Below are 15,618 nucleotides of genomic sequence, written 5' to 3' on the forward strand. Positions count from 1 at the left end.
ATAAAAAATTAGTAAAAACGATTATATTTCCTTTCGCGATTTCCATGATATAAAGACCAAGAGGAATAAATAAATAAGAGTGCGATATAGTAATTCGCACTCTTGAAGCTTTGTTTTATGGAACAGTATTTGCAGTTTTCGAACTTGAATATTTGTAAATAATTTAATTTTATTTGTAATACCATGCTGCCCTTTTTTTCGTTGTTCTGCTGCCATTTGGTGAATAAGAAAACTTGATATTTCTGCTTCTAAGAAGGTTCAATTCTGACTGTAAGTTTTCATCTCCAATTACCCAGAGATTTCCTCCTTTGTCACGCTGATCGATGACTTCATAGCCTTGTGATACCAAATAGTCAACCAACCCGAAGGAACTATGGTTCAAGTAGGTTTGTTTATCTGTGTATGTTTCATTTTCCTCAAAGTCAAATAAATTAATCTGGTCATTGTACCCTTCGAAATTAGGATCAAAAAAATGTAATTGTTCAATTGATGCTTTTGTTCTAACTCCTTTGGGAGTTGTACGTACATTAATTTTGGCACTAACGTCTTCTGTGCCACTTTCCTTTAACATAGGTAGGTCTTGAACTTTAGCGGCAGGCTTCAAAGAAGTTTTATTTGCAATAGAAATTGCACTATTGGAAATAACATTGCGAGCTGGTTGACCACTCCATGTTCTTTCAATTCCAATCTTATCTAACAAATCCCAGAGACCCTGCATAGCTTTCATTCTGTCAAAATAAAATTCTCTCCCTCGGATTCTCCAGAACTTCCAACCAGCACGCTCTAAGGATTCCTGCCGCATTAAGTCTTCTTCAAATTTTTCAGGCCCGTGCCACTTTTCTCCGTCACACTCTACTGCCAATCGGTCACGAAGACCTTCTATTACCAGATCTATTCTGTACCGGCCTACTTGAACCTGCGGAGTGACTTTATAACCCTTTTCAAGAATCATTCGCAGTACATCAACCTCAAATGGTGAATCGCATTTGTCCTCTAAATCAGCGACCTCTTCATTAATTCGTGTAGGGTTTTTACAATAACTAAGGAATCGATAACGCAAATCATCTACATTCATTTCCTTTAAATCAACTGAATGATATAGACGCATTTGATTTCTCGCACGACTTGCTGCAACATTAAATCGCTGCTTTTCATCAGTCTTAGTCATTGCTCGGAAGTTCCTATTTGGAGCTATAACCATTGAGAGGAATATTATATCTCTCTCATCTCCTTGTAAAGTGTATGGGTTTCCGCAAATAATTTTACGGTCCACAAATTCCTTATCACCAATTTTTTCCCGAATTCTTGTTTCCAGTAGTTTATGCTGTTTATGGCCTTGCAGGGTAATAACGCCGAAAGTTTGCTCATTGTAGATTGGGTTGTCAATCATTTCTAGCATATCCGTTACAATGGCATCAACTTCAGCCGAATTAATATCTTTTTCTCGCTCGTCGTTATATCCGTCTTTCACTTTAATAGCCATTACTGGAGGTTCAATTTTTTCTTTTTCCAAAGGTAATCGAAGTGGAATCATTTCCCCACCGTAGCTTAAATCGTTTGAAAACTGGATGATCTCCGGCACACAGCGGAAATGTTCCCGAAGCATTAGCTTACCTTCCTTCGGAAAAGTTTGCTCTGCAATTTCGTACATTGAAATATTCCCATCGAACAAATTTGCGTTTGGTATTTCCATAAGATGGCGCCGGACAAGTTCATAAACATCTTCTTGGTTTGTTCCAATTGATTGAGGACTTATCTGTTCATCATCACCAACTACAATCACTTTTTTACCACGTAAGAGTATATTAATGGAAAATAAATCACATTGACTGCTTTCATCAAAGATAATAACATCAAATTTTTCATTTGTGATTGGAAAGTTTTCCATCACTTGATTGATTGGCATAATCCAAACCGGAATAGCTCCTTGTGCAGTTTTCATTTCTTTTCTTGCATCCTGAAGATGAATTTGAGCGTACTTTCCTGTTCCTTTGCCAAACTTTTTAATGTATGTTTTCCAAGCGGATAACGCCCTTTTTTGTGAATCCGTTATTCTTTCCGCTTGGCTCTTCCATGTAGAGTTGCTGATAATATTATTGATTAGCTTCAGCTGATACTTTTGCTCATCGTCTATTTGTTTTCTTAACTCTGTACTGTTGATATCTTTCGTTTCATCCAGCCATGTCTGCAGTTTACGCAACTCAAAGGCTTCTAAGTAATCTGCAGGAAAATCCTGATCGACTCCGACGGATAGCTCCAGCATTTTGCATGTTAGCGGCAAGGTACTTTTTCCTTTTCCGAGAAGACTATAAAAACGATCAACATTTCTCTTCGTCTCATTAAGGAATTGCAAGGATCGTAATAGATCTGCCCATTTTGAACCATCTTTTTGCTCAAAAGCAACAGCAAAATCTTTCAGGATAGCATGTTGCCCTTTATCTTGGGAAGATGCCTGCAGCTTTACAAGAGATTGGTCGAAATTTTTGTGCCAATCTCGATATTGTAAATGTTTAATTGCCAATTCTAATTCTTTAATAAGAAGCTCCTCTGCTTCAGAAGAATATAGATCAACATGCTCCAATTTATATTCCTTATATTTATCCTGAACAGCTTTAATCTTATCAATTACTTCTATAATAAGTTTTATTTCGTTAAGTCGTTCTGCTAGAAGATGAGGAAATCTTTTTTCTGAGTGCTGGAGTCCGGGTTGACCGATTTCTTCCATGTTCCGGCTAAATACCCTTGCAGCTTCTCTTTTCATTTCCTCATACTGCAGATGCATCTCTATGGGATTAATGTCATCTATAGTTTTTAAAGGGCTGCCATTTAAAATCGGAGATTCAAAAAGATATTTTGTTTGCTTTCCTTTGCCCATATAGAATAGGAAATTAGGCTTTTTGCCGTTCTGTAGTCTTTCTTTAACAATTTTTATCTCCTCTTTTAATGTGAGGATATCTTTTTCTGGTAAGCTGATTTCATGCGTAATTAATTGATTGTAAAGCGGTAACAGTTTCTCATTCAATGCTTCCATTTTTCCAATAAAATCATGCCAACGCTGCTCCCTTGGTCCTCTATATTTACAGTCTTCGACCACCAGTTGGAGAGAAGTCTGTTTTATTACCGGTGCGATACTTGAAATTGCTTTAAGATCGGTAAGAAGACTTTGAATCGCTTCCATATTTTTAGGAAGGTGATAAGACTCAATGATATTTTGACCTTTTTCATCGTATTTGAGTAGTTCCACACCAGTATTGACAAGCGACTTAAAACTATCTTCGTCTTGAAGATGAACATTTACAACAGGGAGAGTCACATCCTTGAGTAATAAACTGGAATTATCCAGTGGTCCTTTCAAATTCCAAAGTTCTTGGAACTCAATAGCATCAAATGGAAAGGTGACATCCATCGAAACAGAATCCTGAATCCATTTGTAACTTATATTAGATTCAGCCAATTGTTTAGCCACGTCGTATTTGAAAAGACGCTGACCCTTGTATTGAAGCTCGGTTCCTTCTTTCTCCGAGCATATTTTCAATTGGTTTTTCAACTGAGCCTCGGCTCTTTTGCTTTTATCAAGTTCTTCTTTATCTCTTTGTATGTCTATTGAAAGCCGTGTGGGATCCAGTTCTCCTAACTTTTCTCCAATAACCCGGATGGAAGTTTCAATTTCTTGCAGAGATTCACGGCCTCCTCCAAGTACTGGAACACACAAATCCCTAATTTCTTTTGGTATTTTATTTTTAAGTACTTTTAAAGGATTTTCTTTTTGACTAGTAATTAATATCCGTTTTCCTTCTGCAAGAAAGTGCGAAACAAGGTTTGCGATAGTGTGCGTTTTACCTGTACCGGGTGGCCCTTGGACAGTGACTCCGTAATGACGTTCAATGCGATTGATAATTTCCTTTTGCTGCTCATTAGATGGCAATGGAAAGTATAAGTTGTTTGAAGAAAAACGATTGTTGCCTGCGTACTTTTTATTGCCGTTTTCTTCGGAATTGCTTCCACCTTCCCCTAAAATTGAGCGAATAGTATCCGGGAGATCCATTCTTCCTAAAGAAATCTCTGACAAAATGCTCTCCAAGTCATCACGAAGTACTCTGATATTTTTATTCCTTAATATAAAGATAGAACGGTCATATATGATTGGAAATTCTTTTGGTATTGTCGAAGTAGAATCGGTTTCAAATGCTCCGTTGGCATTTAAAAGACGAATAAAGCGATTAAAAAAATCTGTTAAATCATCTGTAATTTTTTGTGATTGAACATTTTCAATTAAGGCATTGATTTGCTGAATATTTGGTATTTGAATTCCTGAAAACGCGTCACGTTCAAAACGAATGTCTGAATTGACCTGTTTGACCGATATGATGCCTTTGTCTGGATCTAAATGCAATTCATTTTTAACTGTGAGTAAAGGTAGGCGAATAGAACCAACCGATGGATGCTTCCAATAGAGTAGTCCTTGCCCATATATAAATTCAAGAGACTCACCTTCTTTTTCAAAACGGGAAATCAATTCAAAAAAAGTCTCGTAAATCTTTAGAACCCGTTTCTTTTCGCGTAAATGCTCTGCCCACTCAGTCCATATTGATCTCCATTTCAAATAATCCGATTCTCGTTCTAAATCATCGGCGAATTTCTCAATTACTTCTTCATCGTTTTCCAATTTTGTTTTTTGTTCCTTGATTACACTTGGCGTTTTATTCTCATTGCGATAATCGAAGTTGAGCCATTTTTTAAAGATTCCATCTGGTTCAGGAGGTAGTTTTTCTTTTTCAGAAATATGCGGCCTATGTATCTCTAGCAGGTTTTCTTCTTCATGGCATTCATCTAAAACAAAACACCCTTCTAAATCTTCAAATTCATCAAGCATCCAGTAGCGTTCAAACTCTGAAAAATCGCGGATCACATTTGCCTTTAAATTGTTTAAAGCTAAAAGGTACTCAAAGAAATTTTTAGCTTTTAATTTCAATGGGTATTTTTCCAATTGATACACCTCTTTTTTTACAACTAACCTTAATTTTTATTTTAGACTTCTAAAAAGTATTGAACAATCGTATTTTTAGGAAATTGACAAAAAAAAGCCGTCGGAATATAGTAGGAAAACAAGAAGGGTGAAATCAAATTTCTTAAATAAGGGTGAGGTCTAACGGGTTGCTACAATAAAAAATACTACAGTAAATATGTGAAACTAAAATATATTATTGAAAAAATCAGCATGTAAATGTGGAGTTGAGAGTAAAAGGATTGCCTATATTTTACAGATTTGTTTTTTTTTTAAAAGGAGATAACAGTATGTCTTTCATAAAACAGTTGGAACCTGCTTATATTTCATTTTACGTAACATTTAATCAAGTTAAAGAAGTGGCAAGAAAAATGATTTCTGACTGTATAGATAAAGAGATATCAATTTCTGTTGAAGCAGAAGATTTCAATAATAGTTTAAAAGTATTATTAAACTTCGACGATAGTTCATTATCTGATGACGAAGTCGGAATTTTAGGGAGTAGTGGTTTTTATGCAGACGAACCTTATAATAATGGGGATATTGTTCTAGGTGAGATGTTTGCAGGGATCTCTGAGTACGAAGTCCAACCTTTAACTGGGGAAGATGAAGAATGGGGTACATATTTTGTTGTGCAGATCTCATACACTGATTATAAATCGTTTGTAGAGTAAAGAATTGTACTTATCTTTAGTAATACACTATTTGAATGTCTTCCGTAATGTGCAGGAGTGCGAAAACGCGTGATTTCGCACTCTTATTTTATATATGGCACACGAGTCCTGTAATTTACATCCTCAACTAAAATGGAATAAACTTCTTGAAACACAATTTATCCTTTATAATTCAAGCTCTTCAGTCTGCAAATCTCGAATAATTTCCCCTTCCTTTTGTGTTTTCCTATTTATTAGCTAGATTTCTGATGTAGATTTTCATCTGCGTCTACTACTGGAAAATAAGTTTCTACGCTAATTTTCCAATGTAAATTCCTTAATTAACTCTTTGAATAGATCAATAATATCATTTTTTATGTTAGTTCGTTCCCTATTTAGTTTTTGTTCCGCTAAGATGCCAGTAATTAAGGAAACTGTATATAGTGCTGCTGGGATGACCTGTATAAATTTCCTAAATTTAGCCATACATTTTTCCATTTAACCGCCTCCCACAATTCATTTATTTATTCAAAAAATGGAAGGTTGAAAGTATTCCATTTTACATTAGTCATTAAATATTTTAAATTCTTTTGAAGAAATTCAGGCTATGGGGTATGAGGGGAAATTAACCATTTTAAGGGACTTTGTTATTAAACCTCACCGTTGGGATTTTAGCACCGATTCTGACATTGGGGAAAGCAATAAGTTAAACAAAAAAAAGAGTAAGCTCTTCAATCCAGCCTACTCTAAAGATATTAAGAACCAGATACAAATGAAAAGAATTTATTTCTAGAGGGAGTTTTTTTAAAACCATCATTGATTGTATTTGTTTGATCTTTATTATTACTATTAACTTCCTTGCTTTTTTTCAGATTACTTTCAATGACAAATTCTTTTGTTCTACTTGCTGGTTTAATGTCAATTTTTTCAATAGCCCTTTTCATTTGCTCGATTTTATCTTTTAATGTTTGGGATAATGATTTAGTTTGTTTTATAACCTCAATTAAGTCTTCTGTAGTAAGTTCTTGATTTCCCTGAATAAATGCTTTTTCTATTACATCCTTAACAATGGCTTCAATATCTGCTCCTGTAAATCCTTCCGTTTGCTTTAATAATTGAATAGTGTCTATTTTTGAATTCCACTTATTTCTTTTCTTTAAATGTATCTCAAAAATTTTCTTCCGTTCTTCTCCATCTGGAAAATCAACATAAAACAATTCATCAAAACGCCCTTTTCTTAAAAATTCTGCAGGTAATTTAGAAATGTCATTTGCGGTTGCAACAACAAATACCGTACTCTCTTTTTCTTGCATCCATGTCAAAAAGTAACCGAATAATCTAGTAGTTACTTCATGACCATCATTGCCCCCAATTCCAGCGAAAGCCTTTTCGATTTCATCAACCCACAAAACACAAGGACTAACTGCTTCTGCAACTTTAAGAGCTTTTCTCATGTTTTCTTCGCTTTCACCCATGTATTTACCTAATAATTTACCTACATCTAAACGCAGTAAAGGTACTTCAAAAAGTTTTGCAGTTGCTTTTGCAGTCAAACTTTTCCCGCATCCCGGCATACCAACAATTAGAGTTCCTTTTGGAATATCTACACCAAATTTCAGTGCTTTATCTAATTGCTTAAAAATAACTGATTTTTGTTCTAACCAAGTTTTTAAGTTATCTAGCCCGCCAATATCTTGAAGAGTTTCTTTAAAATTGACAATCTCTATCATCCCAGATTTTTTTATTATTTGCTCTTTTTCCCGTAGCACTAGATTCTTATCATCTTCATCAATAATTCCACCATTTAGATAAGCTAAATTCAAAATTTGGATGATTTCAAATGTACTTAGACCTTTAAATGAAACAGCAAGAGAATCTACAACGTCATTTTCTACTACAGTTCCTTGATTAAAGGCAAAATCTTTTATAATATCTTCAATTTCACTTATTTGTGGGTTAGGCATATCAAAGATTGTAATATAAGGCTCCAATTCATTAGGGATGTTCAAGGATGCTGAAACAATAAAAATTGTAAGTTTAATATCATCTTGATACATACTTCTATGGGATATTGCTTTTAAATAGGCAATTATCTTAGGGTCCTTTAAATGAGCATCTATATCCTTTAATACAATAAATCCGTGGATATTCTCACTATCCTCAAGATAAGCCAAAAATTGGTCTAAAGTATATTCACTTTTTTTGCTTTTAGAAAAGAAGTCTATGTATCCTTTGGCATTATTATACTCAAAATATTTAATAGATTGAGTGTCATCATTTAATTGAATGAGCAGGTCGTCTACGGCTTTAAAATCAAAATGGTTAATATAAATAATTGGTCTCAATGCATCTACATAAGATGCTAAAATATCAAGAGGTTTGTTTTTCATCACTATACCTCCATGTATTTTAATTCATGGGTAGAATTATTACTCATATAATTTAATCCATTTAAAATAACAAACTGTCCATTCACATCATTACTAGATAACTGTTCACCAACATTTCCGATACTTCTAACAAAATTGCCGTTCACTAAACTGATAACCATGAATTTTTTGCCATTTGGTTCTAGGTCTTTCCAATATCCTTCTGTTTGTCCCTTAAATATTTTTAGATGTTCTCCTAACTGTTCTAGTATTTTAGCGTCAAATGCAATCTTGGAAATTACCTCTTTCACATATTTATGGTTTAAGAAAACTTTTCTTGCTTGATCATTAAGTAATACAGCAAATATAACAATTGGAGCTTTTTCAATGAAATATTCATAAAAATGACGGGTATTCAATCTAAATAAGCCTTCATAATTTTGGATGATTTCTTTAATAGTGGCCTTAATAAAAGCAATATCCTCTTTTTGATCTAAAAGCTGATTTACTAATTTGCTGTAGCCTTGATGATAATCATCAATTATTTGATTTATAGTGAAATTAGATTCCTTATACATATCTAAAATTTCTTGCTGTTCTTTTTGATACTTAATACTATAAATAGCCTCTTCAACTTCTGTTGGATTAATTTTTATATTTAATATTTCTATAATTTTCTTAATGATACCTAAATCATTTTCCTCTTGAACTTCTGTAAGTTTTTCAACGTAGGAATCCATTCCTCTAACCGAAAACCATTTATGTAATAAACCTGAATGGTAGTATTCTAAAATATCATCAATATTAAAGTTGTTTTTTAATACTTCTAAATCTCTTACATTAATTCCATCTAATATTAGATTAAATTTAATCGTTTTTACCATTTTTTCCACCTCGTATATATGAACTAAACTCATCTTTTATATAGTGAAAATACATTACCAGTAGCTGATTTTATACTAGACCACGTATTGCTAACGAATTCCTTAGCTTTTGTAGAAATTTTTTCAATTCCCTTGGAAATACAATTTCCAACTGCTTGTCCCGCGACTTCACCAACAATTCGTCCTACCTTTGACCCAATGACTGTACCAGCTGGACCAAAAACAGATCCTACGAATCCTCCTACCTTGCTGCCAATAGCACCACCAGCTTTTCTACATACTTTTGTAACAGCCGTTTTTACAGTTGAAGTTGTTCGGTCTATCATATAATCAACTGCGTTTATTGGGTCTATTTCACCTTTTGCAATTTTATATGCAATTTTCGCAGAAGTTAAACCACGATCAACAATCATGGCCATTTCGTCTATTGACTTATCTTTCAAAAAGGGAATATAGCCCTTCTTGTTTGCTATCAATACTCCTGTAGTAGCCACTTTTTTTACATTTATATCGAGTGGGCTATCCATTCTTTCATTAAAGTAATCTTGTAAAATCTTTAACTCTTTATGATTTTTATTAAATGCAACCCCTTTTTCTTTATCAAATGAAACAATAGATAACAGTGTATTATTTTTTATGTCTGTTAAAAAATCTTCAATAATAGCCTTTTTATTTAAGTCTTCATATTGAGAATCTTTTAATGGAATTGAAATAATCGAATCTTCTTCAAAAATACTTTTTATTAGTGAATTGTTTGAACTAGAAAGGCCAGTTTTTATACTATTAATCAGATTATTGTCTTTATCTTGAAATTGTTGTAATATACCATCTAAATTACTTTGGAGCCACTGACTTCTAGATTTCCCTTCTTTTTTTGCGGTTAAAAGACTTTGAAAATCTTGTTCTATGTCTTCAAGTGTAGTTGAAAATTCATTTATTAAATTTTTTGCTTCATCTGGTGAATTAGTTACTTTTTTATCTAATAGTTGTCTTGCTAAAAAGTCATCTAGCTTTTCAGACTCACTACTGTTTTCGTATTTTAAAAATAGTTCATTAAGGAACTCAGCAGTTTTTTGGTCAAAATCATTTGTTATTGTTTTTACACTCATATAATTCCCCACCTATAAATCAAATTCTATATACCTAAAACTATATTACTACTATTAATTAATGAAAAATGTAGAATATTGTCGAATTCAGAAAGGATATGAGTTTTTGAATCACTAAAGATAAAGGGTGATGGATTAATAAAGCGTCAGAAAAAGCAAAGAGTCGCTATCGGTGATTGCAAAGTACTGTCAATTCCTCTAATCTCGTTTAGCAAGCTGGAATATAATAGTTGAGGATATTGGAGTTTAATTCTTGACGGATAAACAAAGAACAGAGTTTGGATAGTTTTACATTGGACATTAAAGGATATCTATGGTAATATTTAACTAGGATATTTCTTTAACGACAATTATCATTTTTTCTTCGTCTTATCATAATTTGTACGACAAATTATGAGAACTTCCTCTAATTCTTTTTTAAAGCCCTCCACTATATATTATGTAAACTAGGATAATTTTACGCCGTGATTGGGGTTATCCCCTGACGTTCCTATAATATCTGTACTTTGGAACGTCACTTCTGCACATTCCTTATAATTTTTCACGTTTTTCATGTGAACGATAATCCTCCTTTTGAACGATAATGTTGTGTATTTGTACGGATAATGAGTTATCGTCTAAACAACTTTTATTGGAGGTTTTTGGTTTGCAATTAAAAGCTGCAATTGACGAATTCATACTGTACATTCAAGTTGAAAAAAATTACTCCACACATACAGTTGTCAGTTATGAATACGATTTACTTCAATTTTTAACTTTTTTACGTGATCATGACTGTTCAACTGATTTGGCTTCAATCACCAAGACCCATGTCCGTCGCTTTATCCAGCATCAACTGAGAACCCACAAGCAAAAACCGCGTTCCATGAACCGGAAAATTTCCAGTTTTAAGTCATTCACTAAATACTGCATACAGGAAAAATACCTGATCCATGACTTTATGAGTGGCATTGAAACACCCAAAACCGATGACAAATTTCCAGTATATATGACGTTAAGTGATCTTCAGCAATTATTCCGCTCGCTTGAACAGGATGATTCGACTTTATCAAAACGAAATGAAATCATGTTCAAGTTATTGGCGGTAACCGGTATGAGACGATCCGAACTTGTCTCGCTTACATGGTCGCAATTGGATTTTTCCAATCAAACAATCCGGATATATGGAAAAGGTAAAAAGGAACGATTGTTGCCCCTTCATCCCCTCCTTATCCCTCTTCTTAGTAGTTATAAGCATGGTATTTTTTAACGCTGTGAGGAAAACCTGGTCCTGGAACAGCCGTATATAATTATCCAGACCAGTGAATGTCTTCGCATCCGGATTCAGCATGTTGTAATTCATGAGGCTGTAGAAGAATGCGAGGGCGACGGGCAGGATGAGGACGAATGTGAACAATAAGGCCAGTGCAGGCAGGGAAAACAGGACACCAAGCCATTTCTGCTTCTGACTTCGCCATGCTGTTCATGGAAGGGAAGGTCATGGCCGAGGAGTTTTTCACCGAGCCCGTGCTGGTCAACTATCTGTTCCGAAACAGCAACATCCGGAATCCGTTGGCTGGATGCATCATCAGCGATATCGAGAGATGAAGCATGGAACTAAACCTGTACCATCGGCCACGTTCCGGATTCGGAGTATATGAAACGGGAGGAGAAAAGGATGGGGATGAAAAATGATCATTGGTTGCAGTAAGGAACTGTATAAGGTAAAGGTCGACTTTAGTGATTTGGAAATAGAAAAACTTCAATCACATGAAATATTCGGTTTGTATCTAATTGGTGAACTCAGTTTCCGTAGACTAAGAGAAATTTTCCAAATAGATGATGATGAATTACGCTCGCTAATCAGTAAAGTGTGTGTAGATATTGAAAAAGTTTCTCAAAAGGATGAAAGTAAAGTTGAATTTGACTTTTGATTATGAACAGTATTGGTTTGAAGGAGCTCATAAAAGATTCAGGTTATTTGAGCAACTAAAGAAGCCTGCTATTCAGCAGACTTCTTTTTAATGTTTATTGAAATATTTTTCACCAAACTAATTTAGCATTGGCTCCTTCTTTTTATTTTGGAGCAAGCTCACTCTCTACAACCCATTTATGGTTCTTCATTGTTTCTCCACCAGTTGTAGGCGTGTAATCAAACATATATACCGTAGTTTGTTCGGCTGAATCAATCACAGCCTTTGCTCCATTCATGCCTTCCATATGATCTGCCTCAAGGGTAACCTCATCACCAGCTTTTAAAGGCTGGGCAGGAGCGTCCTTCAGTTCTTCGTGGATGACCCATTTATGGTTTGTTACTTTTTCTCCACCTGTTGTAGGAGTGTAGGTTACAGCATAAGCTGTGGTTTCATATGCCCCAACGATTTTCGCTGTAGCTCCGTTCATCCCTTCCATATGATCCGCCTTGATGATGGCTTCACTTCCCACTTTATAGGTTGGATTCTCCTTTGTCTTCAACCCCTCCGGAACCTTGGCGGATCCCGAATGATTCATGTCCCCATGATCCCCATGCATACTGCTGCTGTCATCTGCCTTATTGTCAGGCTTTTCCGTTCCATGATTAGCATGTTCATTGTTATCGCCATTGCCGCATGCAGCAAGCACGAGTGCTAATACAAGCATAAAAGGGAACAACCATATTTTTTTATGTTTCATGTTTATCCTCCTCGTTATGTGATACACCTATTATATCCAACAGTTATGAAGAACTTATGAAGATGCATAAAAACATAGTATTCTCTTGCAACAGAGGATTTGTATCATTTTGTCAATCGTGAATTCATGAAGTGTATTACTTCGTTTGCCCTTCATCCACGATTTTGTCCCATTTGCCCCCTCCATCTTCTGTCAGGTAAATGTTCTTGTTGAATGTGGTGAGAGCGTATTCGTCCTGGTCTTTTGGATTTTGCTGCACATACATGACCATGTCATTCTTTGAGACAGGAACCTTCAAGTCCTTTGTTTTTTTGGTCGAGATGTCCAATTGAAACACTTCTGGTTCATTCTCAAGTGATCCCACCAGCAAATTGCCCCCATGGTCAAAGGCTAATGCACTCACGGGCACCTCCGGCATAATGACTGTAAAGGTATCGCCGTAGTCCCTAGAAAGATAGAGACCGTGTTCCGTACCAAATGCCACTACACCCTTTTCAGTTGGATGGGCCGCAATGGTTGTAGGAGGATCGGTTACTCCCGCCATGTTCGTTTTAGTCCAGGTTTTCGTGTCGTCTATTGTATAGTAAAGGCCGGGTTCTTCCATTCGTGTGTTTTTTTCCAGGTTAATCACATAGACCTCTTTGGTTTCATATCCGGCTGTCATTGTATGGAAGTCCATCTCCCCTTCCAGATCGAGGCCCGTAATTTTCTTTCCAGAAGCATTCCCCTTCACGACTCCCAATGGATTTGCCAATTTCGAAGTTCTAGAGGGATGCCCGCTGCTGTAAAATCCATCTTTTACGGCAGAATACCCCATATAATCATGCTTTTCCCCATCGGGCACCGTCCATTTACCTTCCGAAAATTTCGTTAAACCGGTGTGGCTCGCGACCGTTAAAGAATCCCCCGAATAGCCTATTCCATGGATATCATGAAAGGTGATCTCTTCCGCGGATAGCCTGGGAATGAAAATCACCAGCACCATTCCAACTAGAATAGCGATTAGTACCGAGGCTAAACCCCAACTCTTCTTTTTTGACTGTGACATCTTTTTCTTTTTGCTCACGTTTTTCTCCCTCTCCTTTAACATCTTTTCCCTATCATAAACCTGATGCACTTTAAAGAGTACCGGTTTTAATATACCATATACCTATACCGGGCATAAGTACGTTGTTACTTTTGGACATTGACAACGCTCCCAAGGCAACCGATAATGGCATTTGAGAATACATACATAGGGAGGGAAACACCACGAAGATTGAAATGGATGAGACAGTAAAGAACTGGGTCGATTCCCGAGGGAAATGTGTCACCATTGAAACGGTGGAGGTGCAAGGCTGTTGCGTACCAGGAGCCCTGCAAGAACTGCTTGCCTTTCCCAAAAAACCAAAGAACCTGCAAAAATTCCGCCAATTCCAAGTGGATGGCGTAGACATTTATGTTCAAAGAAATGTAGAAGTGAGGGAAAGCCTTCTTCTGAAATTGACTGGATTTAGTATCATTACGTCTATTTCTGCTAAAGCCCATGTTTCCTGATATCTTTAGAACACAAAAAAACCGCCATAAACGGCGGTTTTGCTCTTTTTTAGAAGGACTTTGCCCCAAGGTATCTTGCACTCCAATAGGAGTTGGACATTTTGGCGATCGCTACTCCCTTGGAAGAGCTGGAATGGATAAACTCCCCATTGCCGATGTAAATCCCCATATGGGACGGGCCCGGCTTATAAGTTTCAAAGAATACGAAATCCCCAACTTCCGGCGTGGATACAGCCTTCATCATCTTATAATAACCTGCCACATCTACTCGCGGCACGGATTTTTGCTTGTTGATCACATAGTACATGTATCCGCTGCAATCAAAGCCTTTTGGGCTAGTTCCGCCCCATACATAAGGAACCCCCATGTAATTTTTGGCTTCCGCAATCAAGGTGTTAGCCTCGAGGCTACTGGCTTGTTGCACGGTCATTGTCACTATTGTCTTACCTGCCTGGATCTTCAATACCTGGCCAGCATAAACAGTATCTTTTTTCAGCCCATTCAAACTCTTAAGCTGCGAAACTGACATATTGGACTTTTTAGCTATAAGGTATAGCGTATCCCCTTTTGCCACTTTATACGTAGAAGCAGTGGCCTTTTCAGGAATGTTCAGTTTCTGGCCGACGAAGACTGTGTCCGATTTCAATCCGTTCGATGCTTTGATGGCAGAAACAGATATGTTGTATTTTTTCGATAATGCAGAGAGTGATTTACCTTTTTGAACCGTAACATTTGCAGCGAATGCAGATTGAGCAAGCAACATAGAACCGAAGACGACGCCAGCCGCCGAAATGAGCTTCTTTTTCATATTTCCCCCTGAATGATATCTATTTTTATCTATATCTGTTTATATTTGTCGAATATTTAATAATCTTATTGTAAGGGGGAATGGTTTTTCTCTCTACCCTTTTAATCTACTTGTAATATAAATGATACAATGTGTAATAATAGAATGACATAAAAGCCGGAGGTAACGGGAATCAATAGAAAAAGGAAGGTTTTATGCCTTCCTGGTGGTCATTATAGTATCGAAACACAGTCTCTACTAGGCTATCATTTTCCTGCACACTTCTGCACATTTGAAACATGCCTCCGCACATCTCTGGCAATGATCATGATCATGCTGTTTGCATTCATTCCCACATCTTTCACATACCTTGGCACAAAGATTACATATTAAGTCCGCTACGGGACTATTTGTCTGCATCGCCTGCACGGCCATCCCGCAGACCTCTGCACAAGCCCGGTCCAAACGGATGCAGTCAGCCATCATATGCGTATGCTCTTCTGTGAGGCAGGCATCAAAACAGACATTGCACGCTTCCATGCATTCCAGGCATGCCTGGATGCACTCTTCGTAGTTCATAAGGAACCTCCTTTCGTTCATGTTTATCTATCGAACCTATACCC

13 protein-coding genes are annotated in these 15,618 nt (G+C 36.3%); 4 read left to right on the forward strand and 9 right to left on the reverse strand.

All coding sequences use genetic code 11. The features are described from left to right. Positions 1-169: 169 nt before the first annotated feature. Positions 170-4,987: an AAA domain-containing protein gene (locus V1500_RS11940; RefSeq protein ID WP_409305728.1), complete on the reverse strand. Its 4,818-nt coding sequence runs from the start codon at positions 4,985-4,987 to the stop codon at positions 170-172. 308 nt (positions 4,988-5,295) lie between these two features. On the opposite strand from V1500_RS11940, the gene V1500_RS11945 reads away from it, so the two are divergent. Further along, on the forward strand, positions 5,296-5,679 hold the full coding sequence (locus V1500_RS11945) for a hypothetical protein (protein ID WP_409305729.1): 384 nt from the start codon (positions 5,296-5,298) through the stop codon (positions 5,677-5,679). Positions 5,680-5,973: 294 nt separating this feature from the next. Here the strand turns inward: V1500_RS11945 and V1500_RS11950 are convergent, their stop codons facing one another. The 4 genes from V1500_RS11950 to V1500_RS11965 all read right to left on the reverse strand — a co-directional run bounded on the left by V1500_RS11950 (position 5,974) and on the right by V1500_RS11965 (position 10,020). Beyond that, positions 5,974-6,156 carry a hypothetical protein gene (locus tag V1500_RS11950; RefSeq protein WP_409305730.1) on the reverse strand — a complete coding sequence of 61 codons (183 nt, stop codon included), beginning with the start codon at positions 6,154-6,156 and terminating at the stop codon, positions 5,974-5,976. 257 nt (positions 6,157-6,413) lie between these two features. Beyond that, positions 6,414-8,048: an AAA family ATPase gene (locus tag V1500_RS11955; protein ID WP_409305731.1), complete on the reverse strand. Its 1,635-nt coding sequence runs from the start codon at positions 8,046-8,048 to the stop codon at positions 6,414-6,416. Between the two features lie 2 nt (positions 8,049-8,050). Further along, the gene (locus V1500_RS11960; RefSeq protein ID WP_409305732.1) at positions 8,051-8,911 is read right to left on the reverse strand and encodes a hypothetical protein; all 861 of its coding nucleotides are present in this window, start codon (positions 8,909-8,911) and stop codon (positions 8,051-8,053) included. A gap of 29 nt (positions 8,912-8,940) precedes the next feature. After that, positions 8,941-10,020, reverse strand: a complete 1,080-nt coding sequence (locus V1500_RS11965) for a hypothetical protein (RefSeq protein ID WP_409305733.1) — start codon at positions 10,018-10,020, stop codon at positions 8,941-8,943. 646 nt (positions 10,021-10,666) lie between these two features. Between V1500_RS11965 and V1500_RS11970 the strand changes: the two genes are divergently transcribed. Both V1500_RS11970 and V1500_RS11975 read left to right on the forward strand, forming a co-directional pair. Further along, entirely contained in the window at positions 10,667-11,269 is a 603-nt protein-coding gene (locus V1500_RS11970) for a site-specific integrase (RefSeq protein ID WP_409305734.1), read from the forward strand. A gap of 421 nt (positions 11,270-11,690) precedes the next feature. Further along, complete coding sequence (locus tag V1500_RS11975; RefSeq protein WP_409305735.1) at positions 11,691-11,933, forward strand: hypothetical protein; 243 nt, start codon at positions 11,691-11,693, stop codon at positions 11,931-11,933. A gap of 142 nt (positions 11,934-12,075) precedes the next feature. On the opposite strand, the gene V1500_RS11980 is transcribed toward V1500_RS11975, so the two are convergent. Then, entirely contained in the window at positions 12,076-12,672 is a 597-nt protein-coding gene (locus V1500_RS11980; protein ID WP_409305736.1) for a YdhK family protein, read from the reverse strand. A gap of 136 nt (positions 12,673-12,808) precedes the next feature. Continuing rightward, positions 12,809-13,738, reverse strand: coding sequence for a F510_1955 family glycosylhydrolase (locus V1500_RS11985; RefSeq protein ID WP_409305737.1), 930 nt, complete (start codon positions 13,736-13,738; stop codon positions 12,809-12,811). A 197-nt stretch (positions 13,739-13,935) separates the two neighbouring features. Between V1500_RS11985 and V1500_RS11990 the strand changes: the two genes are divergently transcribed. After that, positions 13,936-14,208 (forward strand): CC/Se motif family (seleno)protein, encoded by a 273-nt coding sequence (locus tag V1500_RS11990; RefSeq protein WP_409305738.1) that lies wholly within the window; start codon positions 13,936-13,938, stop codon positions 14,206-14,208. A 49-nt stretch (positions 14,209-14,257) separates the two neighbouring features. Here the strand turns inward: V1500_RS11990 and V1500_RS11995 are convergent, their stop codons facing one another. Both V1500_RS11995 and V1500_RS12000 read right to left on the reverse strand, forming a co-directional pair. Beyond that, positions 14,258-15,016, reverse strand: coding sequence for an NlpC/P60 family protein (locus tag V1500_RS11995; protein WP_409305739.1), 759 nt, complete (start codon positions 15,014-15,016; stop codon positions 14,258-14,260). A 237-nt stretch (positions 15,017-15,253) separates the two neighbouring features. After that, on the reverse strand, positions 15,254-15,574 hold the full coding sequence (locus tag V1500_RS12000) for a four-helix bundle copper-binding protein (protein ID WP_409305740.1): 321 nt from the start codon (positions 15,572-15,574) through the stop codon (positions 15,254-15,256). Positions 15,575-15,618: the final 44 nt, after the last annotated feature.

Origin of the sequence: Peribacillus sedimenti (assembly GCF_046237635.1) — a bacterium.
In the GTDB taxonomy this organism is placed as follows: domain Bacteria; phylum Bacillota; class Bacilli; order Bacillales; family DSM-1321; genus Peribacillus; species Peribacillus sedimenti.

Bases quoted from the DNA above. Each gene is read 5' to 3' on its own strand.
- V1500_RS11945 (WP_409305729.1), top strand. From the start codon at position 5,296: ATGTCTTTCATAAAACAGTTGGAACCTGCTTATATTTCATTTTACGTA.
- V1500_RS11950 (WP_409305730.1), bottom strand. From the start codon at position 6,156: ATGGAAAAATGTATGGCTAAATTTAGGAAATTTATACAGGTCATCCCA.
- V1500_RS11955 (WP_409305731.1), bottom strand. From the start codon at position 8,048: ATGAAAAACAAACCTCTTGATATTTTAGCATCTTATGTAGATGCATTG.
- V1500_RS11960 (WP_409305732.1), bottom strand. From the start codon at position 8,911: ATGGTAAAAACGATTAAATTTAATCTAATATTAGATGGAATTAATGTA.
- V1500_RS11965 (WP_409305733.1), bottom strand. From the start codon at position 10,020: ATGAGTGTAAAAACAATAACAAATGATTTTGACCAAAAAACTGCTGAG.
- V1500_RS11975 (WP_409305735.1), top strand. From the start codon at position 11,691: ATGATCATTGGTTGCAGTAAGGAACTGTATAAGGTAAAGGTCGACTTT.
- V1500_RS11980 (WP_409305736.1), bottom strand. From the start codon at position 12,672: ATGAAACATAAAAAAATATGGTTGTTCCCTTTTATGCTTGTATTAGCA.
- V1500_RS11990 (WP_409305738.1), top strand. From the start codon at position 13,936: ATGGATGAGACAGTAAAGAACTGGGTCGATTCCCGAGGGAAATGTGTC.
- V1500_RS11995 (WP_409305739.1), bottom strand. From the start codon at position 15,016: ATGAAAAAGAAGCTCATTTCGGCGGCTGGCGTCGTCTTCGGTTCTATG.
- V1500_RS12000 (WP_409305740.1), bottom strand. From the start codon at position 15,574: ATGAACTACGAAGAGTGCATCCAGGCATGCCTGGAATGCATGGAAGCG.